A 25,797-nucleotide genomic window follows, 5' to 3' on the forward strand; every position below is an offset into this window, starting at 1 on the left:
GCTGTCCTGCTCAAGGCCGGTCAGGTCACTTAGGCTCTCCTTGCCCCTTGTTGAGGGGTTCATCCAGAGGACACTGGAAATGACTCAGGCAATTGCATCGCCCATCGTTCACGACCTGATCGGCGTCGGTTTCGGCCCTTCGAACCTGGCGCTGGCCATCGCTCTGCAAGAGCGTGGCCCGACCCAGGGCGAGCTGGATGTGCTGTTCCTCGACAAACAGGCCGACTACAGCTGGCATGGCAACACCCTGTCGACGCAGAGCGAGTTGCAGATTTCCTTCCTCAAGGATCTGGTGACCCTGCGCAACCCGACCAGCCCTTACTCGTTCGTCAATTACCTCAAATACCACCGCCGTCTGGTCGACTTCATCAACCTCGGCACCTTTTACCCGTGCCGCATGGAGTACAACGACTACCTGCGCTGGGTCGCCGGACAGTTCACCGAGCAGAGCCGTTACGGCGAAGAAGTGCTGACCATCGAGCCGGTGCTGCACAACCATCAGGTTGAAGCACTGCGGGTGATTTCCCGTGGCAGCGATGGCCAGCAGCATGTGCGGACCACCCGTTCGGTGGTGGTCAGCGCCGGCGGCACGCCGCGCATTCCGGAGGCGTTCAAGGCGCTGAAGGGCGACACCCGCGTGTTCCACCATTCGCAGTATCTGTCGCAAATGGCCAAGCAGCCGTGCGTGAACAATCAGCCGATGAGCATCGCGATCATCGGTGGTGGGCAGAGCGCGGCGGAAGCCTTCATTGATTTGAACGATTCGTTCCCGTCGGTACAGGTCGACATGATCCTGCGCGGCTCGGCCCTGAAGCCTGCCGACGACAGTCCGTTCGTCAACGAAGTGTTCTCGCCGGAGTTCACCGACCTGGTGTTCCAGCAGAACAGCGCCGAGCGTGAGCGTCTGGTCAACGAGTACCACAACACCAACTACTCGGTGGTCGACATCGACCTGATCGAACGCATCTACGGCATCTTCTATCGCCAGAAGGTTTCCGGGATCGCCCGTCACGCCTTCCGCACCCTGACCACCGTCGAAAGCGCGACCGCCACCGATAACGGTATCGAACTGGCCGTGCGCAACAACGCCACCGGCGAAGTCACTGTGCGCAACTACGATGCCGTGGTACTGGCCACCGGTTACGAGCGGCAGATGCACCGCAAACTGCTGGCGCCGCTGGAAGAGTACCTGGGCGATTTCGAGGTCGATCGCAACTACAAACTGATCACCGACGAGCGCTGCAAGGCCGGCCTCTACATGCAGGGCTTCTGCCAGGCCAGCCATGGTCTGAGCGACACGCTGCTGTCGGTGCTGCCGATTCGTGCGGACGAGATTGCCGGTTCTTTGTATGAGCATGGCAAGAACCGTGGGCATCGTTCGATGGCGGATCTGCTGTTGGCGACTGCCAGCTGATTTTTTAGCGCCTCACATACCGCTTTCGCGAGCAGGCTCGCTCCCACAGGGGATTTTCAGTGAACACAGATTTTGTGTCAGATGAAGATCCAATGTGGGAGCGAGCCTGCTCGCGAAGGGGTCATCAAAATCACCGCAAAATCCGAATCCTGAACCCTTCCTGAACATCCCCCACATTCCCCGACACACTGCCTTTTGCCGGTTTACTCTCCCATCATCGGGGCGTAAGCTTCGCGCGTTTTCATCAATAGCGGAGACCCACAGTGGGTACTTGTTCGAGTGACAGTTGTCGGCCGGTCTCGGTAACCGGCAGATTCTCGGCAAGATAACGCGCAGACTTTCTCTGTCGTTGTCTCGCCGTAAAAGCGAGCAGCGGCATCCCGTGCATGGCCCGTCCGTGGTCATGTCTAGACGTCCTTCTCATCGACGCTGAACAGAGCGTGATTTCGACTTTATCGTCGTGATCGCAGCCCTATCGACACGCCTGTCGTTTCTGACCGGCGCGCCAGGCCTTGCCGTGCCGGTTTTTCCGGCGGACGAGGCGCGGCCGTACCTGCTTGACGGTTTCCCGGCTGACCATAGGGGCAACAGCCATGAAACTTACGCTCAAGGAATTTTTCGCAGGTTTTCTGCGGACCCGCCACATCGCCCGACACTTTCGTCGCCTGGCGCTGCTGGAATCGATCAACGACACCACGGTCAGCCGTGAAGTCCCGCCGACTTTGGCCAACACCCTGGTCGATGCCGCGCATTGCGACAGCGGTGTATTGCTGTCGTCACTCGGCACGCATTCCGATGGGCTCACTGATTTCGAAGTCGATGCGCTGCGTGCGCAATATGGCCTCAACGAAGTCGAACACGAGCAGCCGCTGCCATGGTGGATTCACCTGTGGCACTGCTACAAAAACCCGTTCAACTTGCTGCTGACCTTGTTGGCGGTGATCTCGTGGCTGACCGAAGACCTCAAGGCCGCCGTGGTGATTTTTTCCATGGTGGTGCTGTCGACGCTGTTGCGCTTCTGGCAGGAAAGCAAATCCAACCAGGCCGCTGACGCGCTGAAAGCCATGGTCAGCAACACCGCGACGGTAATGCGCCGTGACGCGCCGCGCAGCGAATTGCCGATCAAACAATTGGTGCCGGGCGATCTGATCGTGCTCTCGGCCGGCGACATGATTCCGGCCGATTGCCGGGTGCTCAGCGCCAAGGATCTGTTCGTCAGCCAAGCGGCGATGACCGGCGAATCGATGCCGGTGGAGAAGTTTCCACGTCAGGCTGACCGCGATACACGCAATCCGCTAGAGCTGGACAACATCCTGTTCATGGGCACCAACGTCGTGTCCGGTACCGCTGTGGCAGTCATCCTGACCACCGGCAACAGCACCTATTTCGGTGCGCTGGCCCAGCGTGTTGGCGCAACCGATCGCGCGGTGACTTCGTTCCAGCAAGGCGTCAACAAAGTCAGCTGGCTGTTGATCCGTTTCATGTTCGTGATGGCGCCGCTGGTGCTGTTCATCAACGGCTTCACCAAGGGCGACTGGACTGAAGCACTGCTGTTCGCGCTGTCGATTGCCGTCGGCCTGACCCCGGAAATGCTGCCGATGATCGTCACCTCGACGCTGGCCAAAGGCGCGGTGTTTCTGTCACGGAAAAAAGTCATCGTCAAACGTCTCGACGCGATCCAGAACTTCGGCGCCATGGACGTACTGTGCACCGACAAGACCGGCACGCTGACCCAGGACAAGATCTTCCTCGCGCGCAATGTCGATGTCTGGGGCGCCGATTCCGATGACGTGCTGGAAATGGCCTACCTCAACAGCTACTACCAGACCGGCCTGAAAAACCTGCTCGACGTCGCGGTGCTTGAACACGTGGAAATCCACCGTGAACTGAAAGTCGGTACGGCGTTTCGCAAGGTCGATGAGATCCCGTTCGACTTCAATCGTCGGCGCATGTCGGTGGTGGTCGAAGGGCGTGGCCAGCCACATCAACTGATCTGCAAAGGTGCGGTCGAAGAAGTCTTGGCGGTGTGCAGCCGCGTGCGTCACGGCGAGGTCGATGAAGCCTTGAGCGATGAATTGCTGACCCGGATTCGTCAGGTCACCGCAGCATTCAACGCTGAAGGCTTGCGCGTGGTGGCCGTGGCCGCCCGCTCGATGCCGGAAGGTCGCGAGATTTACAGCCTGGCCGATGAGCAGGAACTGACGCTGATCGGTTACGTGGCGTTCCTCGATCCACCGAAGGAAAGCACCGCGCCAGCGCTCAAGGCCTTGGCCGAACATGGCGTGGCGGTAAAAGTGCTGACCGGCGACAACGAACTGGTCACCGCGAAGATCTGCCGCGAAGTCGGCCTCGCGCAACAAGGCCTGCTGCTGGGCAACGACGTCGAGCGCATGAGTGATGCCGAACTGGCTGTGGCCGTGGAGAAGACCAACGTCTTCGCCAAACTGACGCCGTCGCACAAGGAGCGCATCGTGCGCATCCTCAAAGGTAACGGCCATGTGGTCGGCTTCATGGGTGACGGCATCAACGACGCACCCGCGCTGCGCACCGCCGACATCGGTATTTCCGTGGACAGTGCGGTGGACATCGCCAAGGAAGCCGCCGACATCATCCTGTTGGAAAAGAGCCTGATGGTGCTGGAGGAGGGCGTACTCGAAGGGCGGCGCACCTTCGCCAACATGCTCAAGTACATCAAGATGACCGCCAGCTCCAACTTCGGCAACGTGTTCTCGGTGCTGGTCGCCAGTGCGTTCATTCCGTTCCTGCCGATGCTGCCGATGCACCTGCTGGTGCAGAACCTGCTCTACGACATTTCGCAGATTGCGATTCCGTTCGATAACGTCGATGAGGAAATGCTGAAAAAACCACAACGCTGGCAGCCGGGCGATGTCGGGCGCTTCATGCTGTTCTTCGGCCCGATCAGCTCGATCTTTGACATCACCACGTTCGCCTTGATGTGGTACGTGTTCGATGCCAACACCCCGGATCACCAGACGCTGTTCCAGTCCGGCTGGTTCGTGGTCGGGTTGCTGACCCAGACGCTGATCGTGCACATGATCCGCACGCCGAAGATTCCGTTCCTGCAAAGTCGCGCCGCCATGCCGTTGTTGGTGATGACCGGGATCATCATGGCGGTCGGCATCTTCCTGCCAATGGGCCCGCTGGCGCACTACTTCAAACTGCAGGCGCTGCCGTCGCTGTACTTCGTGTTCCTGCCGGTGATTCTGCTGGCATACATGGCGCTGACCCAGGCAGTGAAAGGTTTCTACATCCGCCGGTTCGGCTGGCAATAATGCTGCCCCTGTAGGAGCTGCCGCAGGCTGCGATCTTTTGATCTTGTTTTTACAAGGCAAAAGCAAAAGATCGCAGCCTTCGGCAGCTCCTACAGGGGCTCGTTTCAAGCAGGCCCCACAAGGGGGTTTGTGTTTTTTCAGGGAGATGACTATGCAAGCCATCAACAACCTCAACCTCGATTCGCTGCTCGACACCCTCGTCAGCCTCAGCGCTGCGTTCATCCTCGGCGGTCTGATCGGCTTCGAGCGCCAGTACCGGCAACGCACCGCCGGCCTGCGCACCAACGTACTGGTCGCGGTCGGCGCGGCGATATTCGTCGATATGGCCAACCGTCTCGCCGGCGCAGAAGGCGCGGTGCGCGTGGTCGCTTACGTGGTCTCCGGCATCGGTTTTCTCGGCGCCGGGGTGATCATGCGCGAAGAGGGCAATGTGCGCGGTCTCAATACCGCCGCGACCCTGTGGACCTCCGCAGCGGTGGGCGCCTGTGCCGGTGCCGACCTGCTCGCCGAAGCCGTGCTCGGCACACTGTTCATCCTCGCCGCCAACACCTTGCTGCGGCCGATCGTCAACAACATCAACCGCCAGCCACTGGACGTGGTCTCGGCGGAAGTCACCAACATCGTCTACGTCATCGCCCGACGCTCCCAGCAAACCGCCGTGTTCGCCTTGCTTGAGGCCGAGCTTGAACGCAGCAATTACCCCGCCAGCGACGTCGATGTGCATGCGTTCGGCGCCGATGAAATAGAGATCGAAGCGACACTGGCGACGACGTCGGTCGATGGTGATGAACTGGATGCCCTGGTCGCAAGAATCTCGACGTCGGCATTGGTGGTGCAGGCGTTCTGGAGTCCGAGTACTACGGAATAATTCGCTCTCCCCGTGTCAGCAAGATGGCTCCGCCAAGTCCAGGCCAGTGATGAATGACCGTGTTTTTCGGAATATTCCTACAGAACCTGCCGCGGAGCTTGCGTAGTCTTGCCGCACCCAGAAATCGTGACACCGGGAGATTGACCATGATCAATAAAGCCCTGCGCATCCTGATTGCCGACTCGCAGCATTTCCACCGGATGAAAATCGAGCGTCTGTTCAACAGCCTCGATTACTACCGCGTGGCCCCGGCGCAAAGCCTCGCTGAGCTGTTGACGCTGGTGGACTACGGTTGCGAGCCGTTCGATGTGGTGGTCATCAATGCCGAGCTGGCGGCGGGTTCGCTGGATCTGCTGGGGTTTTTCCTCGATAACCCGCAGGTTCGTCAGGCGTTGATCTACAACGAAGGCACGGCGCCGTTGCAACCGGCCTTGGGATTCGCCCAGGAGAATGTGCAGATCAGCCATTTGCTGCTGCCTTCCAAACAATCGATCAGTCAGTTGATGGCGCTGGTCGATGCACCCGCCAGACGGCAGGGTCCGGCCGTGAGCAAGTACTACCCGCTAGTGCAAAACGCTGCACATGCATAAAAAATTACCGGCCGCAACTGTCAGGTCTGACAGGTGATTTGCTCCCCGTTCCATGCAACAGTCCCGGTACAGCCACTGAGTCTGGATCAACCCGTGTCGGTGACCGTTTCGTCAGACTTTGCACCTGGAGTGGCCATGAAGTCAGCGTTGATCGTCGACGATCATCCGGTAGTGCGCGCCGCCATCCGCATCGTATTGCTCGCCGAAGGATTCAAACTCATATATGAGGCGTCCCATGGCAACGAGGTGATGTCGCTCATTCGTGAATACAAGCCGCAACTGGTGATACTCGATCTGAATCTGCCAGCACTCGGCGGGCTGGAAGTTCTGGCGCGGATCAAGGCCAATGATTTTCGTTGCCGAGTGCTGGTGTTCAGCACGCACGAGCCAATGTTCTATCAGGAGCGCTGTTTACGTGCCGGGGCAATGGCCTATGTGACCAAAACCAATCAACTGGAGCAGTTGCACAATGCTATTCGGGCGGTGGTGTCGGGACATACCTTTTTCTCCGCGCTCCCGGACAGTTTCAGCACGCTGAATGCCGTGCAAACCACGGAAAAACAGATGATCGATCAGCTCTCCGACCGTGAGTTGAGCATTTTCGAGCAATTGGGACAGGGCAAGTCCAACAAGGCGATTGCCGAGGACATGCACCTGAGCCACAAAACCGTCAGCACCTATAAAACCCGTCTGATGAAAAAGCTCGGGGTAGGCTCCGCGGTGCACTTGCGCGATTTCGCCAAGCGCAATCATGTGATCTGAGCGATCGCACATGAAGCAGGGACGCTGGATTGTCTGGTTGTGGATGAACCTGATGGCGACCTGCTGGGCGAATGATGCGCCGCAGGTGCTGCAAGTGCTGATCCGCACCGCGCCGGAAAACGTGCAGTTGCGCCTGGACGAACAGGACCGGCAATGGCTGCGTCAGCATCCAGTGTTACGCATGGGGATTTCCGGGCCGGATTACCCGCCGTTCGAGATCTCCCGCAATCAACAGGAACTTGAGGGCCTGACCGCCGATTACGCTGATCTGCTCGCGCAGTTGCTGGGTGTGCGCATCGAAGTGCGGCGCTTTGCCAACCGCGATGCCGTGATGGCGGCGCTCAAGCGCGGCGATCTCGATCTGTTGGGGACCTCCAACCAGTTTGAAGCCGCCGACCCGGACTTCATTCTGTCCCGTGCCTACGCCGAAGATCAGCCGATGCTGGTAACCCGACTCGAAGAACAGTTGCCGACGGATCTTGCCGGCAAGCGTCTGGCCATGGTCGAGGACTATCTGCCGCTGGCGAGTGTGCAAGCGTTCTATCCTCAGGCAAGCGTGCAGCGCTACCCGTCAGCGATGGATGCGCTGGGTGCCGTGGCTTTCGGCGCGGATGACGTTTATCTGGGCGACTTCATCAGTGCCAACTACCTGATCAACACCAATTATCGCAATGACCTGCAATTGGCCGGTCCTGCGGGGCTGGACGCCAATTCGTTCGGCTTTGCCCTGTTGCGCAGCGATGTGCGCCTCAAACGCATCGTTGACAAGGCACTGGTGGCCATTCCCATGGAGCGTCGCCAGCGCATCGAGCAACGCTGGAGCGTAGGCCAGGCCGAGATGGCCGAGCAGACCCGGGTGCAACTCAGTGCCAATGAACAGGAGTGGCTGGACCAGCATCCGGTGGTCCGGGTCGGCGCCATCGAAGATTTCGCACCGCTGACGTTTTTCGATGCCGACGGCCGTTTCAGCGGGCTGACGGCGCAATTACTGAGTTTGATCAGCCAGCGCAGCGGGTTGAATTTCGAGATCGTGCGCGGGGCGTCGCTGGATCGTCAGATCGAACAGCTCAAGGCCGGGGAACTCGACGTGTTGCCGGTGGTGACACCGAGCAGCGAGCGTGAAATCGAACTGCAATTTACCCGCGCCTACCTGAACAATCCGTTTGTGCTGGTCAGTGCGATCACTGTTCAGGGACCACTCAACCTTGATGACCTGGCCGGTAAACGGCTGGCCATTTATCGCGGCCATCCTTTGCGCGGTTATCTATTGGGCCGCGTGCCGCGTCTGCGTCTGGTCGAGGTCAAAAGTCCCGCGGAGGGCATGGCATTGATTGCCAAAGGCCAAGTCGATGCCACGGTAAGCTCGCTGTTGGTGGCGCGCTTTCTGATCGCGCGCCATTACCGTGAACGTCTGCGCATCACCGGCACGGTCGGTGATCAACCGGCGCGCATTGCGCTGGCGACATCCCCGCAAATGCCAGCATTGCATTCGATCCTGAACAAGGCGCTGTTGAGCATCGCCCCGCAGCAGATGGACGAGTTGGTTGAGCGCTGGAGCCACGATGTGGTGGTGGATGACAGCTACTGGTTGCAGCATCGTCAGGAAATCCTGCTTGGTTTTACCGGGGCGGCAGTCTTGCTGGCACTCGCGCTGGCCTGGATCGTGTTTCAGCGTCAACAGATTCGCCGGCGTCAGCAATGGTTGCAGCAATTGCAGGAAGCCAAGGACGCCGCAGACGACGCCAATCGGGCGAAAACCACGTTTCTGGCGACCATGAGCCATGAAATCCGTACGCCGATGAATGCCTTGATCGGCATGCTCGAACTGGCCCTGAAACGTGCCGAGGAAGGCGTGACCGACCGCTTGGCGATTCAGGTGGCGTCCAATGCCGGGCAACAATTGCTGGCCTTGATCGGTGACATTCTCGACATCGCGCGAATCGAGACCGGGCATTTGTCCCTCACGCCCGAACGCGCCAACCTGCGTGAACTGGTGGTGTCGGTGTGCCGGGTGTTTGAAGGGCTGGCACGGCAGAAGCGTTTGTTGTGGCACATCGAACTCGATGCCCGGAGCAACGTTGACGTGCTGATTGATCCGACGCGCTTCAAGCAAGTGCTGTCGAATCTGCTGAGCAATTCGATCAAGTTCACCGAGGAGGGCGAGGTTAGTCTGCGCCTGGTGGTGACCTTTGCGACGGAGGAGCGTCTGGCCCTGAAAGTATTGATTGAAGACAGTGGGGTGGGCATCAGCCCGGACGATCGGCAACGGCTATTCAGCCCGTTCGTGCAGGCCAGCAATCACCTGCAGTCGGCACGCAGCGGCTCCGGACTGGGTCTGGTGATCAGTCGCAGCCTCTGCGAAATGATGGGCGGCACGCTGCGGCTCGACAGTGCACCGGGCGAAGGCACACGAGTCGAAGTCAGTCTCGAACTGCCGTTGCTGGTTGCCCTCGCTCAGGCGCCAACCCCGGCAACAAAAGTCGCCGCAACCTGTTCACTGAGTGTTCTCGTGGTGGACGATCATCCGGTGAACCGCTTGCTGTTGTGCTGGCAATTGAGTGAACTCGGCCATCAAACGGTCGACACCGAGAACGGCGATGAGGGCCTGCAACGCTGGCGAACCCAGGCGTTCGATGTGGTGATCACTGACTGCAACATGCCGCGGCGCAACGGTTACCAACTGGCGCGGGCGATCCGCGAAGAGGAAGTGCTTAGCGGCCGCCAAGCGTGTCTGATTCTCGGTTTTACTGCCAATGCGCAATCCGAGGAGCGCACGCGTTGCCTGAACGCCGGTATGGACGGGTGCCTGTTCAAACCGATCCGCTTGCACGACCTGGCGCAGGCATTGGCGGCAGCCAGTCATTGCGATGAGCCGGCGGACCCCGGCGAGGTTCCGGCGCTGGCGGAAATCGACCTGAGCACGCTGGAACAAATGGCCGGCGATAATCGTGCGCTGATCGAACAGTTGCGCAAGGAGGTGTTGAACAGCTTGCACCTCGATCTGCAACGTCTGGAGGCGTTGCAGCAGGAGCAGGATCGGGGAGGGCTGCGTGAACTGGCGCATCACATCAAGGGCGGGGCGCAGATGGTCGGCGCGGCGCGGGTGGTGGCGGCGTGTATTGCGCTGGAGCAGGCGTGTCGCAAGACGCACGCGGCGCCGCTGGGCACGGCGTGCGATACGTTGCGCGAGGCCATGGCCGGCCTCGCACAACGTCTGCAAATCTGACGGTCGCCGGTCAGTCCCAGTTCGGCGCGATACCTTTCGGGCTGGTCAGGCGATGGCCGCGATCGAGCGTGGCAATCAGCGCCATGTCGGCGTCGCTCAACGTCAGCGCGGTGGCGGCGAGGTTGCTTTGCAGGTTGTCACGTTTGGTCGACGACGGGATCACCGCGTAACCCGACTGCATGGCCCAGGCCAGAGTGATTTGCGCCGGAGTGGCCTGCAAGCGCTTGGCGATCTGCTGGATCAGCGGATCTTGCAGCACTTCGCCGTAGGCGAGGGTCATGTACGAGGTGATGTGGATGCCTTGGCTGCGGGCGAACTCGACCACCTTGCGGTTCTGCAGGTACGGGTGCAGTTCAATCTGGTTGGTCGCGATGTTTTCTGCACCGACCGCTGCAATCGCCTGCTTCATCAAATCGATGGTGAAGTTGGACACACCGATCTGCCGGGTCAGGCCCAGACGCTTGGCTTCGAGCAGGGCGCCCATGAACTCTTCGACCGGCACCTGGTTCTCCGGCGACGGCCAGTGAATCAACGTCAGGTCGAGGTAGTCGGTCTGCAGTTTTTGCAGGCTTTCCTTGAGGCTGTCGATCAAGCGATCCTGGGCGAAGTTGGCGACCCAGATCTTGCTGGTGATGAACAGCTCTTCGCGCGGGATGCCGCTGGCTGCGATGGCCTCGCCGACGTCGGCTTCGTTTTCGTAGATTTGCGCGGTGTCGATGACCCGGTAGCCGAGTTCGAGGGCGGTGCTCACCGAGTCGATGACGACTTGGCCTTGCAAACGAAACGTGCCAAGACCGAAAGCGGGAACAGACATGAGGGACTCCAGGGGTTGCAGTGGGAATGGGCAGGAGTATCCGCATCCGGATGGTTGAGAAAAACCGCTGGCGGGACAAAGCACTGTTGATCAGAAGTCATGAATCAAATGTTCATTTTGTGTTGTCCGGGCTGGCCCCATCGCTGGCAAGCCAGCTCCCACAGAGATTTGTGTGAGTGATGAATCATGTGTACTCCCCGAAACCTGTGGGAGCTGGCTTGCCAGCGATGGGCGCACCGCCGATTCACGCAATATCGCTACGCGCAAATTCCTCGCCCAAAAAATCAATCAACGTGCGCACCGACGGCAACAACCCGCGCCGCGACGGAAAGATCGCATGCACCAACCCGCACTTCGGTGCCCAGCCCGGAATCAGCTCCACGACGCGCCCGGCGGCAATGTCCTCACGCACCACCACACTTGGTAAATGCGCTACGCCAACGCCGGCAATCACCGCCTGGCGCAAGGCGATCAGATCATCGGTGACCATTCGCGGCGTATGGCGAATCAGCGCCGTGTTGTCATTCGGCCCGAGCAGCTCCCACTGATATTCGCGCTGCGCCGCGCCCCAATGCAGGCTCGGCAAACCATTAAGGTCAGCAGGTGAGGGCGGTGACGACAGACGTTCGACGAACTGCGGGCTGCCGACCACTGATTGCGTGCTGTTGCCCAGCACCTTCATGACCATGTCAGTGTTCTCCAGCGGTGGAAAACGCACGCGCAAGGCAATGTCGAAGCCTTCGTGCAGCAGATCGACGCGGCGATTGGTGCTCTCGATAAACAACTCCACCAGCGGGTACTTGAGCATGTAGCGGGTGAGCATCGGCCCGACCCAAGAGTTGAGCAGTGCTGTCGGGCAACTCAGGCGCACCAGGCCTTGCGGTTCGGAGCGGTTGCGTTCGATCAGTTCGGCGGCGCTTTCAGCCTCTACGCGCATGGCCAGGCAGCGCTGGTAATAGGCCTGACCGATTTCAGTCAACGAGCAATGGCGACTGGTGCGGTGCAGCAGGCGCACGCCGAGGCGTTCTTCCAGTTCGGAAATCCGTCGGCTGAGCTTCGATTTCGGCATATCCAGTGCGCGCCCGGCGGCGGCGAAACCATGATGTTCGACCACTTGGGTGAAGTAGTAGAGGGTGTTGAGGTCTTCCACCATCGTTCTCCATATAGAACGCTAAGGCTGATTTTTGCAGTCTAGTGCATTAATGGCTACGGATTTAAGCTTGATCCATCGCATCACTCACCCTATTGGAGACGACCATGAAAAACATCATCGGTATCTACACCAGCCCGCGCGGCCATTGGGTCGGCGATGGTTTCCCGGTTCGCACGCTGTTTTCCTACGACAATCTGGGCAAACACATCAGCCCGTTCCTGCTGCTCGATCACGCCGGCCCTGCCGATTTCACCCCGACCACCGAACGGCGTGGCGTTGGTCAGCATCCGCACCGTGGTTTCGAAACCGTGACTATCGTTTATGAAGGCGAAGTGCAGCACCGCGACTCGACCGGCAGTGGCGGCGTGATCGGCCCGGGCGATGTGCAATGGATGACCGCCGCTTCCGGGATCCTCCACGAGGAGTTCCATTCGGAAAACTTCGCCAAAACCGGCGGCAAACTGGAAATGGTCCAGCTGTGGGTCAACCTGCCGGCCAAGGACAAAATGGCCGCGCCGGGCTACCAGACCATTCTTGACAGCGACATCCCGAGCATTGCGCTCAAGGACAACGCCGGCAGCCTGCGCCTGATCGCCGGTGAGTTCGAGGGCCACAAAGGCCCGTCGCGCACCTTCACACCGATCGACGTGTGGGACTTGCGCCTGAACGCCGGCAAGTTGCTGACGCTCGATCTGCATGAAGGCCGCAACACCGCGCTGGTGATGTTGAAAGGCTCGGTGCAGGTCAATGGTGTGGAATCGGTGCGCGAAGGGCAGTTGGCCCTGTTCGAACGTGACGGCCATCAGATGACGCTCGAAGCCAGCCAGGACGCGGTGGTGTTGCTGCTCAGCGGCGAGCCGATCGACGAACCGATCGTCGGCCACGGCCCGTTCGTGATGAACACCGAGCAGGAAATCCACCAGGCGTTCGCCGACTTCCAGTCCGGCCGCTTCGGCCAGATGCACGCTTAACGCACCACCACTCCGCTCTACACAGGACGCGTAGGCCGGTTCGCAGGCCAGGGATGGCTGTTGCCTATAGAAAAGAGGAAACGCACATGAACACTGTCAATGCAGCGAATTTCGACGGCCAGAAACCGACCATCGATGCCAGCGACGCAGCGATGCTGCTGATCGACCACCAGAGCGGTCTGTTCCAGATCGTCAAGGACATCGACGTGCCGCAATTGCGCGCCAACGCCATCGCACTGGCCAAGGCCGCAACCCTGTTGAAGATGCCGGTGATCACCACCGCCTCCGTGCCGCAAGGGCCGAACGGGCCGTTGATCCCGGAGATTCACGAAGCCGCACCGCATGCGCAATACGTGGCGCGCAAGGGCGAGATCAATGCCTGGGACAACCCGGAGTTTCATGCGGCGGTCAAAGCCACCGGCAAGAAAACCCTGGTGATTGCCGGGACCCTGACCAGCGTCTGCCTGGCCTTCCCGTCCATCGCCGCTGTGCATGAAGGCTACAAGGTGTTTGCCGTGGTCGACGCGTCCGGTAATCACTCAAAGCTGGCCACTGATCTGACAGTGGCCCGTTTGGCCCAGGCCGGGGTGGTGCCGATCGACATCATGGCTACGCTTTCCGAGCTGCAAGGCTCGTGGAACCGTCCCGATGCCGAGCAGTGGGCGGCGGTCTACGCCCAGGCCATGCCGCATTATCAATTGCTGATCGAGAGCTACCTCAAGGCTCAGCAAGTCGCGAACGAACACGAAGTGCTGGATTCCCAGCGCTGATCGAGTCCCCTGAGGCCGACCCCCCGTCGGCCTCTACCACCCGCGAGGATTACTGCAATGACCACTCAATACAAACGTCTGGATAAAAACAACGCTGCGGTGCTGCTGGTCGATCATCAGGCCGGACTGCTGTCGCTGGTACGCGATATTGATCCGGACAAGTTCAAGAACAACGTGCTGGCGCTGGCCGATCTGGCCAAGTACTTCAAACTGCCGACAATCCTCACCACCAGTTTCGAAACCGGCCCCAATGGCCCGCTGGTGCCTGAGCTGAAAACACTGTTTCCGGACGCGCCGTACATCGCCCGCCCTGGCCAGATCAACGCCTGGGACAACGAAGATTTCGTCAAGGCGATCAAGGCGACTGGCAAGAAGCAGTTGATCATTGCTGGTGTGGTGACGGAAGTTTGCGTGGCGTTCCCGGCGCTGTCGGCGCTGGAAGAGGGCTTCGATGTGTTCGTGGTGACCGATGCGTCCGGCACGTTCAACGAACTGACCCGTGAATCGGCGTGGAACCGTATGTCCACGGCAGGTGCGCAATTGATGACCTGGTTCGGTCTGGCCTGCGAGCTGCACCGCGACTGGCGCAACGACATCGAAGGGTTGGGCACGCTGTTCTCCAACCACATTCCGGACTACCGCAACCTGTTCACCAGCTACAACAGCCTGACCAACGGTAAGTAATCTGTCACCCCGTAAACCTGTGTAGGAGCTGCCGCAGGCTGCGATCTTTTGATGTTGTTTTTTAAAGATCAAAAGATCGCAGCCTGCGGCAGCTCCTACAGGGGTTTTGCGGTGTTTTTGCGCGGGCGTTCATGCTCTGAAATCAATTGCTCCTACACTTGCTCAATCTGTGCGATCTTCTCGCGATTGGCCCCCGTCGGAGTTGTTTGATGCTGTCTCTGCTCACCGAACATCCGTTGTTTTGCGCGTTGATCCTGATCCTTCTCGATCTCGGTCTGTGGCGTCTTATCAGTTCCCATGGCAGTGAGTGGAAACTGCTGGTGCGGGTGCTGATTTTCAGTCTGTTCAGCGTGCTGCTGTTCAACGAAGGCCTCAACCCGATGGAGCCTGCACCGTGGGCCGACAACGTGCCGCTGCACCTGGCGGCGACCGGCCTGCAGATTGGCTGGTGGCTATTCGGCGCACGCACCCTGACGGTATTGATCGGCGCGGTGATGATGCAGCGGGTCGGCCACACCGGGCGACTGCTGCAGGATTTGCTCGGCGCGGTGATTTTCCTTATCGCAATCATCGCGGCGCTGGCCTATGTGCTGGATCTGCCGGTCAAAGGTGTGCTGGCCACCTCTGGCGCGTTGGCGATCATCGTCGGTCTGGCCTTGCAGAGCACGCTCAGCGACGTGTTTTCCGGGATCGTCCTCAACACCACCAAGCCTTATCAACTCGATGACTGGATCTCCATCGACGGCACCGAAGGCCGGGTCACCGATATCGATTGGCGCGCCACGCGCCTGCAAACCAGTCAGGGCAGCATGGCGGTGATCCCCAACTCGCTGGCGGCCAAGGCGAAGATCATCAATTTCAGCCGTCCGAGCAATATGTTTGGCGTCGCGGTCAGCGTGCAGGTCAGCCAGCATGCGCGGCCCAATGCGGTGATCGATGCGCTGGAGCGGGCCATGCAGGGCTGTCGGCAATTGCTCGACACGCCTGCGCCGAACGTGGCGCTGAAAAGCTCCGGCAGCAGTGGCGCTGAATACGAGATCAGCGGTTTCGTTGCGTCGATGGGCGAGAAGCGCGTGGTGCGCAATCAGTTGTTCGATCTGGCGTATCGGCACTTGCAGGCATCCGGGGTCAATCTGCTGTCGAGCGATGAAAGCAGTGCGCCGACCAACCTGTCGCGGCCCCGCGCGCTGCTCGACAGTTCGCCGATCTTCTCGACCCTGCGCCAGGAAGAGAAAGACACCTTCAGCCAGAACATGAGCCTGCAAACCTTCCGTACCGGCGAGACGATCCTTGAGGCGGGGGAGGTCAGCGATCATTTGTTCATTATCGAGTCGGGTGTGGTCACGGTGACCTTGACCCGCCATGGCACGCCGTTTGAGTCCGGACGCATGGGCCCCGGCGAGGTCATCGGTGAGGCGGGCATTCTTTCCGATTCCTCGGTGCCGGCGAAGTTTGCCGCGAAGACCTATTGCGCCCTGTACCGCATTGAAAAGTCGTACCTCAAGCCATGCCTCGACGCCCGTCACGACATCAACGACGCGATGAAAGCCTTGCTCGATTACCGCCTGCACAAGGCGCAATCGCTGACCGAGGACGCGCCAGTGGTCGCACCGAAAAAAGGCTTCCTGCAATGGCTGCGCAATCGCGCCTGAGCATTACCGGTAGCCGGCGAGTTTCTGTTCCAGGTGCAGACGCACCTGCGGCCACTCGTCGTCGATGATGCTGAAGCGCACCGAGTTGCGCTTGCGCCCGTCCGGCATGATTCGCTCGTGGCGGACTATGCCTTCCTGTTGCGCGCCAAGGCGCAGGATCGCGTGACGTGATTTCTGATTGTTCTCGTCGGTGGTGAACTGCACGCGTACGCAGTCGAGCACTTCGAAGGCGTGACGCAGCATCAGGTACTTGGCTTCGGTGTTGACGAAGGATTTCTGCCAACTCGCGGAGATCCAGCTGCTGCCGATTTCCAGCTTGCGATTGAGCGGGTCGATCTTCCAGAAGCGTGTCGAGCCGATGACTTGGCCGCTATCTTTCAACACGATCACGAACGGCATCACCGTGCCGGCGTCCCGGCCATCGAGTGCCTTTTTCAGATAACTGTCGACAGTGCTGGGCGAAGGCACCACGGTGACGGTGAGGTTCCACAACTCGCCGTCGGCGGCAGCGTGGAGCAGGGCGGCGGCATCTGAATACTCAAGCGGGCGCAGAAGGATGCGCTGACCTTGCAGCGTGGTTGGCATGGGATTCGGGTCTCGGCAGTGCGGGCGAAGGTCGAGCGCTTATTACGCCGCAGCAGGCCGATCCGATGCAACCGGCGCGATGATCACGGGGTCAGATTTTTTACAGCCCACGGGCAGGAGCCTCAGCCGATGAAAAACCTGCGGATCGCCACTTACAACGTCAACGGTTTACGCGCACGTTTGCCGAACCTGCTGGATTGGCTCAAGCGCGAGCAACCGGATATCGCCTGCCTGCAAGAACTCAAATCCGTCGACACGGCATTCCCCGTCGCTGAACTGGAAGCCGCCGGTTACGGCGCGATCTGGCAGGGTCAGGCTTCGTGGAACGGCGTGGCGATTCTCGCCCGCGATGCGCAGCCGCTGGAGAGCCGACGCGGTCTGCCGGGCGATCCGGATGACAAGCACAGTCGTTATCTGGAGGCAGCGGTGCACGGCGTGCTGGTCGGGTGCCTGTACCTGCCCAATGGCAACCCGCAACCGGGACCGAAATTCGATTACAAACTGGCCTGGTTCGAACGGCTCATCGCGTATGCGAAGGATTTGCAAAGCAGCGATCACCCGGTGGTGCTGGCCGGTGACTACAACGTCGTGCCCACCGACATGGACATCTACAACACCCGTTCCTGGCTCAAGGACGCGCTGCTGCAACCTGAGAGTCGCGAGTGTTATCAGCGCTTGCTCGATCAGGGCTGGACCGATTCGCTACGGCATCTGTATCCCGAGGATCGGCTCTATACGTTTTGGGATTACTTCCGCCAGCATTGGCAAACCAACTCCGGTCTGCGCATCGATCATCTGCTGCTCAACCCGGCGCTGAGTCCCTATCTGCACGAGGCCGGGGTAGACGCCTGGGTGCGCAACGAATCCCACGCCAGCGACCATGCGCCCACGTGGATTCGTATCGGTTCACGCAAGAAACGTTAGCAGGCGATTGGCGAAATCAATTGTCGAAAACAGGACCTGATCCCGTATACATGGCGACCATCAACGCAGTGACCTGCGGCCCCATGCATAAGGATCGAGCAATGAGTGAGCCACGCCTGACGAATCTGAAGCTGTACCTGCAACGTCTGGGTTTTGAAACGCCACCGGAACCGACACTGGCGACCCTGCGCCTGCTGCAACTGCGCCATACCGACGTGTTCCCTTTCGAGAATCTGGCGACAATCACCGGGGCTCCGGTGTTGATCGATCTGCCGTCCATCGAGGAAAAAGTCCTGCTCGGGGGGCGCGGTGGTTACTGCTATGAGCTGAACAACCTGTTTTTTGCCTTGTTGCTGGAGTTGGGTTTCGACGCTCGCGCCATCAGCGGGCGGGTGGTGATGAATCAGCCCGAAGGCAGCTGGACAGCGCGCACACACCGTTTGAGTCTGGTGACCATCGACGACGTGCGCTACATCACAGATGTCGGCTTCGGCGGCATGGTGCCGACCGCGCCGCTGCTCCTCGACACCGAGACCGAGCAAGCGACCCCTCACGAACCTTATCGCATTGAAAAACAGGCCGACGGCTACATGCTACGTGCCAATGTGGCGGGTGAATGGCGGCCGATGTACCTGTTCGATCTGCAACGCCAGGAAGACATCGATTACACCATTGGCAACTGGTATGTCTCGACTCACCCTGAGTCACCGTTTACCCAGCGTCTGATGGTCGCGCGCACGGGTAATGGCTGGCGCAAGACGCTGAACAACGGCAGTTTCGCTGTTCATCGCATGGGCGCCAGCAGTGAGCGACGCGAGGTTACTCGGGTCGATGAGCTGATTGAATTGCTGGCGCGCGAGTTTGCTCTGCACCTGCCGGATCTGCCCCACATACGGCAGGCTCTGGCGCGGATGATCGTACCGGTTTCCGTTTAGGGCTTGGCGTCGGGCTCGAGCACTCGGCGAATTTCTCCGACCGCTGCCGACAGTTTTTTCTCGAGACTCTTGAGGTCTGCAGCGGTGATGCCTTTCTTGAATTGCCCGCTCGATTCGGCTTGTTCCGGTTTGGCAACGGCATCGAGCAGGGCATGACGCAGGGTGTTATTGATCACCGTCTGATAACCGAACCCTTCGTTTTCCGCGACCGTTCGCGCCGCTTCGATGACGGCGTCATCCAGCATGATGGTGATGCGGGTTTTGCCCTTGTTTGAAGCCAACGCACCGCGTTTGCCCTGAGAAAAGTCATATTCGTCTTGCATCGATCAAGCCTCCAGAAAATAAGCGCTACGTTCGCTGGGTGTGGCGACACGCGCAGAAATGATTCGAACGACATTTGCATCCCGGTAACTGTAAGCAACGACCAACAAGCGCCCTTTGCCGTTGGCGCCAATAGTGATCCAGCGCTGTTCGTCATGGTCGTTGTCCTCGATCGTCAGTGCTCGTTCGTCGTGAAAGACCGGTTCGGTCTCGGCGAGGCTGACGCCCTTGTGCTTGAGTTTGTTGGCTGCGTTCTTGCTTTTGTCGTACTGAATTTCAATTGACTTCATTATGCATACTTTATATGTATAAAAAAGAGCGCGACCGCACCGTCGGTCGCCGTGAACACTTCAGCGTAGTGGCGGCAGGCGAGGGCACTGGAGAGGAAGTGTTGCCGGATTTGTGGGGGATGGGAGCAGCGGGCTAGAAGCTTGGGTGGCTACCTATCCATTATGTGACTGATAAGTTGTATACAACTCTATGGACATTTGTCACGAGTATTGAATACAGTGTGCGCATAACAAAAACCAGGGAACCCCCCACCATGAAAACGCCCCATGTTTCACACCAACGGCCCGAGGACGAAAATCTCGGGGTCGGCGCGAATATGGCTTACGGCCTGCAACATGTTCTGACCATGTACGGCGGTATCGTTGCGGTGCCACTGATCATCGGCCAGGCGGCCGGCCTGTCGCCGGCGGACATTGGTTTGCTGATTGCTGCTTCATTGTTTGCGGGGGGGCTGGCGACGCTGCTGCAAACCCTGGGTCTACCGTTTTTTGGTTGTCAGTTGCCGCTGGTGCAGGGCGTGTCGTTCTCCGGTGTGGCGACCATGGTCGCGATCGTCAGCAGTGGCGGGGAGGGCGGCTTCCAGTCCGTGCTTGGCGCAGTGATTGCGGCTTCCTTGATAGGCTTGTTGATCACACCGGTGTTCTCGCGCATCACCAAGTTCTTCCCGCCGCTGGTCACCGGCATCGTGATCACCACCATCGGCTTGACGCTGATGCCGGTGGCCGCACGCTGGGCCATGGGCGGCAACAGCCATGCGCCGGACTTCGGCAGCATGCAGAACATCGGTCTGGCGGCAGTCACGCTGGTGCTGGTGTTGTTGCTGAGCAAGGTCGGCAGCTCGACTATCTCGCGTCTGTCGATCCTGTTGGCCATGGTGATCGGCACGGTGCTGGCGGTGTTCCTTGGCATGGCGGATTTCTCCAGCGTCACCACGGGGCCGATGTTTGGCTTCCCGACGCCGTTCCATTTCGGCATGCCGACTTTCCACTTCGCCGCGATCCTGTCCATGTGCATCGTGGTCATGGTGACCCTGGTGGAAACTTCGGCGGACATCCTTGCGGTCGGTGAAATCATCGGCACCAAGGTTGATTCCAAGCGTCTGGGCAATGGCCTGCGGGCGGACATGCTGTCGAGCATGTTTGCGCCAATCTTCGGTTCGTTCACCCAGAGCGCCTTCGCCCAGAACGTCGGTCTGGTGGCGGTGACCGGGATCAAGAGCCGTTACGTGGTCGCTACTGGCGGCATCTTCCTGGTGATCCTTGGCCTGCTGCCGTTCATGGGCCGGGTCATCGCGGCGGTACCGACCTCGGTACTCGGCGGCGCCGGTATCGTGCTGTTCGGTACGGTGGCGGCGAGTGGTATCCGCACGCTGTCCAAGGTGGATTATCGCAACAACGTCAACCTGATCATCGTCGCTACCTCGATCGGTTTCGGCATGATCCCGATTGCCGCACCGAACTTCTACGATCACTTCCCGAGCTGGTTCGCGACCATTTTCCACTCGGGCATCAGCTCGTCGGCGATCATGGCGATCCTGCTCAATCTGGCGTTCAATCACTTCACCGCCGGTAACTCGGATCAACAGTCGGTGTTTGCCGCGGCGGAAGAGCGGACTTTGCGTTACCGCGATCTGGCAGCGCTGCGTGAAGGCGACTACTTCAGCGACGGCAAGCTGCATGACTGCGACGGCAAGGAAGTGCCAGTGATCGAGCCGGATGATCACGATCATGGGCACGGTGCGCCGAAGGTGCAGGTGAAGAGCAGCGAACACGTCTGACCGCTGTCTCTAACAAAAAGGGCCGATCTGTTAAACACAGATCGGCCCTTTTTCATTTCAAGATCAAAAGATCGCAGCCTTCGGCAGCTCCTACACAGATCTCATACTCCGCCGATTCTGCGGATGAACGCTGAATCTGTAGGAGCTGCCGAAGGCTGCGATCTTCTGATCTTTTCCATCGCCCACAAAAAAGCCCCTGAATCTTTCGATTCAGGGGCTTTGCTATTTGGCTCCACAACCTGGACTCGAACCAGGGACCCAATGATTAACAGTCATTTGCTCTACCAACTGAGCTATTGCGGAATTGGTGCGTATGTTACTGATTCAAAAAGAGAAGTCAAGCATCGGCTGCAAAAATGAGTGAATTCTCGGGACGGACGGTGATTTGTCAGCGATTGGCGGTTACCAGAACCGCAGCAGAGGTCTACCATGGCCGCCCGGAAGTGGTCACACGCGCTGCCGGCCATTCGCCGAAAAAGGTCCGCGTCATGAACCATTTGTCCCGCAACAGCGAGGTGTTCGCATGAGCATCGCGCAAATCAGCCTGCCCAAGGGCGTCGGCCCACACGCCGAAAAACTCTTCGACGCGATCACTCAGGCCAGCACAGCTGAAGAGCTGAATCGTGCCGGTGGCAAGGCTGAAGGTTTTGTCCTGGGGCTGGAAAGCACCAAGGCGATCAAAAGCCAGATCGCCGAATCGCTGTACGTCGTTTATGACGACGCCGCGACTCAGCGCGCGACTGAACTGGCTTAACTGCCGAAGGTGATGGTGCCCAGCATCAGTTTGGCGTAGGCCGCGGTGGCTGCCAGTTGCACCAGCCATAGCGCCAGGCCGCCGAGAAACACCCCAGCGGCGACTTGCAGCACCAGGCTTTTTTCGCGTTTGGCTGAGGCGCGGGGAATGAAATCATCCAGGTCGTCACGGTCGGCACGCAGGTTGTCGTTTTTCATGTGTTTTCTCTCAAAAATCTCGGGTGTACACAAAACCTGTGGGAGCGAGCCTGCTCCGGGCGGCGTTCCGACGAATGCGGTGGGTCAGTCGCCATCGTTGTTGGCTAACAGACCATATTCGCGAGCAGGCTCGCTCCCACAATTTTGATTTGTGTGCAGTCTAGAGGGTGTGGGGCGTTATCCGGGACAAATAAAAACGGGAAGCACCAAGGCTTCCCGTTTTTCATCACGCGCTGAAATCAGATGACCTGAACAATCGCATCCGTCACAGCCTTGATGTTGCTCTGGTTCAGCGCTGCCACACAGATACGACCGGTATCCAGTGCGTAGATGCCGAACTCGTTACGCAGGCGATGCACTTGCTCAGTGGTCAGGCCCGAGTAGGAGAACATGCCGCGCTGACGACCGACGAAGCTGAAGTCGCGACCCGGGGCTTTCTCTGCCAGCAGATCAACCATCTGGGTGCGCATGCCGCGAATACGCAGGCGCATTTCGGCCAGTTCGGCTTCCCACTGAGCGCGCAGTTCCGGGCTGTTCAACACCGCAGCCACGATGCTCGCACCGTGAGTCGGCGGGTTGGAGTAGTTGGTGCGGATCACGCGTTTGACCTGCGACAGCACGCGCGCGCTTTCTTCTTTCGATTCGCTGATGATCGACAGGGCGCCAACGCGCTCGCCGTACAGCGAGAACGACTTGGAGAACGAGCTCGAAACGAAGAACGTCAGACCGGACTCAGCGAACAGGCGCACGGCAGCGGCGTCTTCGTCGATACCGTCGCCAAAACCCTGGTAGGCCATGTCGAGGAACGGCACGTGACCTTTGGCTTTAACCACTTCCAGCACGTTGTTCCAGTCCGCCGGGGTCAGGTCGACGCCGGTCGGGTTGTGGCAGCACGCGTGGAGGATAACGATCGAGCCGTTCGGCAGGGCATTGAGGTCTTCGAGCATGCCGGCACGGTTAACGTCGTGGGTGGCAGCGTCGTAGTAACGGTAGTTCTGCACCGGGAAACCGGCGGTTTCGAACAGCGCGCGGTGGTTTTCCCAGCTCGGGTCGCTGATCGCCACAACGGCGTTCGGCAGCAGTTGCTTGAGGAAGTCGGCACCGATTTTCAGTGCGCCGGTCCCGCCGACGGCTTGAGTGGTGATGACGCGACCGGCGCTGATCAGCGGCGAGTCGTTGCCGAACAGCAGCTTCTGCACGGCCTGGTCGTAGGCGGCGATGCCATCGATCGGCAGGTAACCGCGCGAAGCGTGTTGAGCGGCGCGAACGGTTTCGGCTTCGATCACGGCGCGCAGAAGTGGAATTCGCCCCTCTTCGTTGCAGTACACGCCAACGCCCAGGTTGACCTTGGTGGTCCGGGTATCGGCGTTGAATGCTTCGTTGAGGCCCAGGATTGGATCGCGGGGTGCCATTTCGACAGCGGAGAACAGGCTCATTATTGCGGCGGCTCTGAATGGAGTATGGAGGGACGTGTCGCGCTCCAGCCGGATGCACTAGAGCGGTGCACAAACGGGGAGCTAGTATAGAGGCCATTACTGAACAATGGCGACAGGCGATTCTGCTTTTCGGGTAAGTTTTTCCGATTATTTCTTGACCGTTAGTCGACTGCGCGTGTCAGAGTCTTTACCGGATGTAGGACGTTTGCCTTGAAAGGTGAGGCAATCGCCACCACATTGAGCACAATCCAGCTTTTTTCTTGCGCGACACCGGTCGTTTGCGGTCGTCCCCGTGGTGCTCCGCTTTGCTCGGAATGCCGCGATTCAGAGGTGTATATGTCCGAATTCCAGCTCGTCACCCGCTTTGAGCCCGCCGGCGATCAGCCGGAAGCCATTCGCCAACTGGTCGAGGGCATCGAGGCCGGGCTGGCGCACCAGACGCTGCTCGGTGTGACCGGCTCGGGCAAGACTTTCAGCATCGCCAATGTCATCTCGCAGATTCAACGGCCGACGTTGGTGTTGGCGCCGAACAAGACGCTGGCCGCGCAGTTGTACGGTGAATTCAAGGCGTTCTTCCCGAATAACGCCGTCGAATACTTCGTTTCCTACTACGACTACTACCAGCCCGAAGCCTATGTGCCGTCGTCCGACACCTTCATCGAGAAGGATGCGTCGATCAACGACCACATTGAGCAGATGCGTCTGTCCGCAACCAAAGCGCTGTTGGAGCGCAAAGACGCGATCATCGTCACCACGGTGTCGTGCATCTACGGTCTGGGTAGCCCGGAAACCTATTTGAAAATGGTCTTGCACGTTGATCGCGGCGACAAACTCGATCAGCGCGCACTGCTGCGGCGCTTGGCCGACCTGCAATACACCCGCAACGACATGGATTTTGCCCGGGCAACATTCCGTGTGCGTGGCGATGTCATCGACATTTACCCGGCGGAATCCGATCTGGAAGCGATCCGCATCGAGCTGTTCGATGACGAAGTCGAAAGCATTTCCGCATTCGACCCGCTGACCGGCGAAGTCATCCGCAAGATGCCGCGCTTCACCTTCTACCCGAAGAGCCACTATGTAACACCACGGGAAACCCTGCTTGACGCCATCGAGCACATCAAAGTCGAATTGCAGGAACGCCTCGAGTATCTGCGCAGCAACAACAAACTGGTCGAAGCCCAGCGGCTTGAACAGCGCACCCGTTTCGACCTGGAAATGATCCTCGAACTGGGTTACTGCAACGGCATCGAAAACTACTCGCGCTATCTGTCCGGGCGTCCGGCCGGTGCCGCGCCGCCAACCCTTTACGATTATTTGCCGGCCGATGCCTTGCTGGTGATCGACGAATCCCACGTCAGCGTGCCGCAGGTCGGTGCGATGTATAAGGGCGACCGTTCGCGTAAGGAAACCCTCGTCGAATACGGCTTCCGTCTGCCGTCGGCGCTGGATAACCGGCCGATGCGTTTTGACGAGTGGGAAGGGGTCAGCCCGCAGACCATTTTCGTTTCGGCGACGCCGGGCAATTACGAAGCCGAACACGCCGGGCGTGTGGTCGAACAAGTGGTGCGGCCGACAGGTCTGGTCGATCCGCAGGTTGAAGTACGTCCGGCGCTGACTCAGGTCGACGATCTGCTCTCGGAAATCAGCAAGCGTGTCGCGGTCGAAGAGCGGGTGCTGGTCACCACGCTGACCAAGCGCATGGCCGAAGACCTCACCGATTACCTTGCTGATCACGGCGTGCGTGTGCGTTATCTGCACTCGGACATCGACACCGTTGAGCGGGTCGAGATCATCCGCGACCTGCGCCTCGGTACATTCGATGTGCTGGTCGGGATCAACCTGCTGCGTGAAGGCCTGGACATGCCGGAAGTGTCGCTGGTGGCGATTCTCGACGCGGACAAGGAAGGCTTCCTGCGTTCCGAGCGCTCGCTGATTCAGACCATTGGCCGGGCGGCGCGGAACCTCAATGGTCGAGCGATTCTCTACGCCGATCGCATGACCGGTTCGATGGAGCGGGCGATTGGCGAGACCGAGCGGCGTCGCGACAAGCAGATCGCCTTCAACCTGGAAAACGGCATCACCCCGCGCGGGGTGATCAAGGACGTCGCCGACATCATGGAAGGCGCCACCGTGCCGGGCTCGCGCAGCAAGAAGCGCAAAGGCATGGCCAAGGCCGCCGAAGAAAACGCCAAGTACGAAGCCGAACTGCGCTCGCCGAGCGAGATCACCAAACGTATTCGTGCGCTGGAAGAGAAGATGTATCAGCTGGCGCGGGATCTGGAGTTCGAAGCGGCGGCGCAGATGCGTGATGAGATTGCCAAACTGCGCGAGCGGCTTTTGGCTGTTTGATCTTCATTGCCTGAGCGGGCCTCTTCGC

The 25,797-nt window shown here is 59.5% G+C and carries 22 protein-coding genes and 1 tRNA gene; 15 read left to right on the top strand and 8 right to left on the bottom strand.

What is annotated here, in order from left to right:
• Positions 1 to 79 precede the first annotated feature (79 nt).
• From RMV17_RS09695 to RMV17_RS09720, 6 genes are all read left to right on the top strand, one after another.
• Entirely contained in the window at positions 80 to 1,414 is a 1,335-nt protein-coding gene (locus RMV17_RS09695) for a SidA/IucD/PvdA family monooxygenase (protein WP_311886366.1), read from the top strand.
• Positions 1,415 to 2,007: 593 nt separating this feature from the next.
• Positions 2,008 to 4,707, top strand: a complete 2,700-nt coding sequence (mgtA, locus tag RMV17_RS09700; RefSeq protein WP_311886367.1) for a magnesium-translocating P-type ATPase — start codon at positions 2,008 to 2,010, stop codon at positions 4,705 to 4,707.
• 151 nt (positions 4,708 to 4,858) lie between these two features.
• The gene (locus tag RMV17_RS09705) at positions 4,859 to 5,575 is read left to right on the top strand and encodes an MgtC/SapB family protein (protein WP_007913384.1); all 717 of its coding nucleotides are present in this window, start codon (positions 4,859 to 4,861) and stop codon (positions 5,573 to 5,575) included.
• Between the two features lie 146 nt (positions 5,576 to 5,721).
• Positions 5,722 to 6,165, top strand: a complete 444-nt coding sequence (locus tag RMV17_RS09710) for a chemotaxis protein CheY (RefSeq protein WP_311886368.1) — start codon at positions 5,722 to 5,724, stop codon at positions 6,163 to 6,165.
• 135 nt (positions 6,166 to 6,300) lie between these two features.
• A complete protein-coding gene (locus RMV17_RS09715; RefSeq protein ID WP_034152799.1) occupies positions 6,301 to 6,927 on the top strand; it encodes a response regulator transcription factor in 627 nt (208 codons plus the stop codon).
• 10 nt (positions 6,928 to 6,937) lie between these two features.
• A complete protein-coding gene (locus tag RMV17_RS09720) occupies positions 6,938 to 10,153 on the top strand; it encodes a transporter substrate-binding domain-containing protein (protein ID WP_311886369.1) in 3,216 nt (1,071 codons plus the stop codon).
• 10 nt (positions 10,154 to 10,163) lie between these two features.
• Here RMV17_RS09720 and dkgB read toward each other — a convergent pair whose 3' ends face one another.
• Both dkgB and RMV17_RS09730 read right to left on the bottom strand, forming a co-directional pair.
• The gene (gene dkgB, locus RMV17_RS09725; protein WP_311886370.1) at positions 10,164 to 10,967 is read right to left on the bottom strand and encodes a 2,5-didehydrogluconate reductase DkgB; all 804 of its coding nucleotides are present in this window, start codon (positions 10,965 to 10,967) and stop codon (positions 10,164 to 10,166) included.
• A gap of 244 nt (positions 10,968 to 11,211) precedes the next feature.
• On the bottom strand, positions 11,212 to 12,120 hold the full coding sequence (locus RMV17_RS09730; protein WP_311886371.1) for a LysR substrate-binding domain-containing protein: 909 nt from the start codon (positions 12,118 to 12,120) through the stop codon (positions 11,212 to 11,214).
• A 104-nt stretch (positions 12,121 to 12,224) separates the two neighbouring features.
• Here RMV17_RS09730 and RMV17_RS09735 point away from each other — a divergent pair, with 104 nt between their 5' ends.
• The 4 genes from RMV17_RS09735 to RMV17_RS09750 all read left to right on the top strand — a co-directional run bounded on the left by RMV17_RS09735 (position 12,225) and on the right by RMV17_RS09750 (position 16,197).
• A complete protein-coding gene (locus tag RMV17_RS09735; protein ID WP_311886372.1) occupies positions 12,225 to 13,091 on the top strand; it encodes a pirin family protein in 867 nt (288 codons plus the stop codon).
• 86 nt (positions 13,092 to 13,177) lie between these two features.
• Positions 13,178 to 13,861: an isochorismatase family protein gene (locus tag RMV17_RS09740; protein ID WP_311886373.1), complete on the top strand. Its 684-nt coding sequence runs from the start codon at positions 13,178 to 13,180 to the stop codon at positions 13,859 to 13,861.
• 57 nt (positions 13,862 to 13,918) lie between these two features.
• Entirely contained in the window at positions 13,919 to 14,545 is a 627-nt protein-coding gene (gene ycaC, locus RMV17_RS09745; RefSeq protein WP_311886374.1) for an isochorismate family cysteine hydrolase YcaC, read from the top strand.
• Between the two features lie 209 nt (positions 14,546 to 14,754).
• Positions 14,755 to 16,197, top strand: coding sequence for a mechanosensitive ion channel family protein (locus RMV17_RS09750; RefSeq protein WP_311886375.1), 1,443 nt, complete (start codon positions 14,755 to 14,757; stop codon positions 16,195 to 16,197).
• A gap of 3 nt (positions 16,198 to 16,200) precedes the next feature.
• On the opposite strand, the gene RMV17_RS09755 is transcribed toward RMV17_RS09750, so the two are convergent.
• On the bottom strand, positions 16,201 to 16,782 hold the full coding sequence (locus RMV17_RS09755) for a GNAT family protein (protein WP_311886376.1): 582 nt from the start codon (positions 16,780 to 16,782) through the stop codon (positions 16,201 to 16,203).
• 129 nt (positions 16,783 to 16,911) lie between these two features.
• Between RMV17_RS09755 and xth the strand changes: the two genes are divergently transcribed.
• Together xth and RMV17_RS09765 are read left to right on the top strand one after the other, a co-directional pair.
• Entirely contained in the window at positions 16,912 to 17,706 is a 795-nt protein-coding gene (gene xth, locus RMV17_RS09760) for an exodeoxyribonuclease III (RefSeq protein WP_311886377.1), read from the top strand.
• A 101-nt stretch (positions 17,707 to 17,807) separates the two neighbouring features.
• Positions 17,808 to 18,641 carry an arylamine N-acetyltransferase gene (locus RMV17_RS09765; protein ID WP_311886378.1) on the top strand — a complete coding sequence of 278 codons (834 nt, stop codon included), beginning with the start codon at positions 17,808 to 17,810 and terminating at the stop codon, positions 18,639 to 18,641.
• Here the strand turns inward: RMV17_RS09765 and RMV17_RS09770 are convergent.
• Together RMV17_RS09770 and RMV17_RS09775 are read right to left on the bottom strand one after the other, a co-directional pair.
• Positions 18,638 to 18,964 carry a BrnA antitoxin family protein gene (locus RMV17_RS09770; RefSeq protein ID WP_093432035.1) on the bottom strand — a complete coding sequence of 109 codons (327 nt, stop codon included), beginning with the start codon at positions 18,962 to 18,964 and terminating at the stop codon, positions 18,638 to 18,640. The genes RMV17_RS09765 and RMV17_RS09770 overlap by 4 nt on opposite strands.
• Before the next feature lie 3 nt (positions 18,965 to 18,967).
• The gene (locus RMV17_RS09775) at positions 18,968 to 19,252 is read right to left on the bottom strand and encodes a BrnT family toxin (protein ID WP_093432038.1); all 285 of its coding nucleotides are present in this window, start codon (positions 19,250 to 19,252) and stop codon (positions 18,968 to 18,970) included.
• Positions 19,253 to 19,506: 254 nt separating this feature from the next.
• On the opposite strand from RMV17_RS09775, the gene RMV17_RS09780 reads away from it, so the two are divergent.
• Entirely contained in the window at positions 19,507 to 21,030 is a 1,524-nt protein-coding gene (locus RMV17_RS09780) for a nucleobase:cation symporter-2 family protein (RefSeq protein ID WP_007913403.1), read from the top strand.
• Between the two features lie 227 nt (positions 21,031 to 21,257).
• On the opposite strand, the gene RMV17_RS09785 is transcribed toward RMV17_RS09780, so the two are convergent.
• Positions 21,258 to 21,333: transfer RNA gene (locus tag RMV17_RS09785), tRNA-Asn, on the bottom strand.
• A gap of 220 nt (positions 21,334 to 21,553) precedes the next feature.
• Here RMV17_RS09785 and RMV17_RS09790 point away from each other — a divergent pair.
• On the top strand, positions 21,554 to 21,784 hold the full coding sequence (locus tag RMV17_RS09790) for a hypothetical protein (protein WP_034152784.1): 231 nt from the start codon (positions 21,554 to 21,556) through the stop codon (positions 21,782 to 21,784).
• Here the strand turns inward: RMV17_RS09790 and RMV17_RS09795 are convergent.
• Both RMV17_RS09795 and RMV17_RS09800 read right to left on the bottom strand, forming a co-directional pair.
• Positions 21,781 to 21,981: a hypothetical protein gene (locus RMV17_RS09795; protein WP_016983541.1), complete on the bottom strand. Its 201-nt coding sequence runs from the start codon at positions 21,979 to 21,981 to the stop codon at positions 21,781 to 21,783. The two genes, RMV17_RS09790 and RMV17_RS09795, sit on opposite strands and share 4 nt — an antisense overlap.
• A gap of 239 nt (positions 21,982 to 22,220) precedes the next feature.
• Positions 22,221 to 23,417, bottom strand: coding sequence for an amino acid aminotransferase (locus tag RMV17_RS09800; RefSeq protein WP_108226677.1), 1,197 nt, complete (start codon positions 23,415 to 23,417; stop codon positions 22,221 to 22,223).
• 336 nt (positions 23,418 to 23,753) lie between these two features.
• Here RMV17_RS09800 and uvrB point away from each other — a divergent pair, with 336 nt between their 5' ends.
• Positions 23,754 to 25,769, top strand: coding sequence for an excinuclease ABC subunit UvrB (uvrB, locus tag RMV17_RS09805; protein WP_007913411.1), 2,016 nt, complete (start codon positions 23,754 to 23,756; stop codon positions 25,767 to 25,769).
• Positions 25,770 to 25,797 lie beyond the last annotated feature (28 nt).

The sequence above is a fragment of the Pseudomonas sp. VD-NE ins genome (assembly GCF_031882575.1).
In the GTDB taxonomy this organism is placed as follows: domain Bacteria; phylum Pseudomonadota; class Gammaproteobacteria; order Pseudomonadales; family Pseudomonadaceae; genus Aquipseudomonas; species Aquipseudomonas fluorescens_BZ.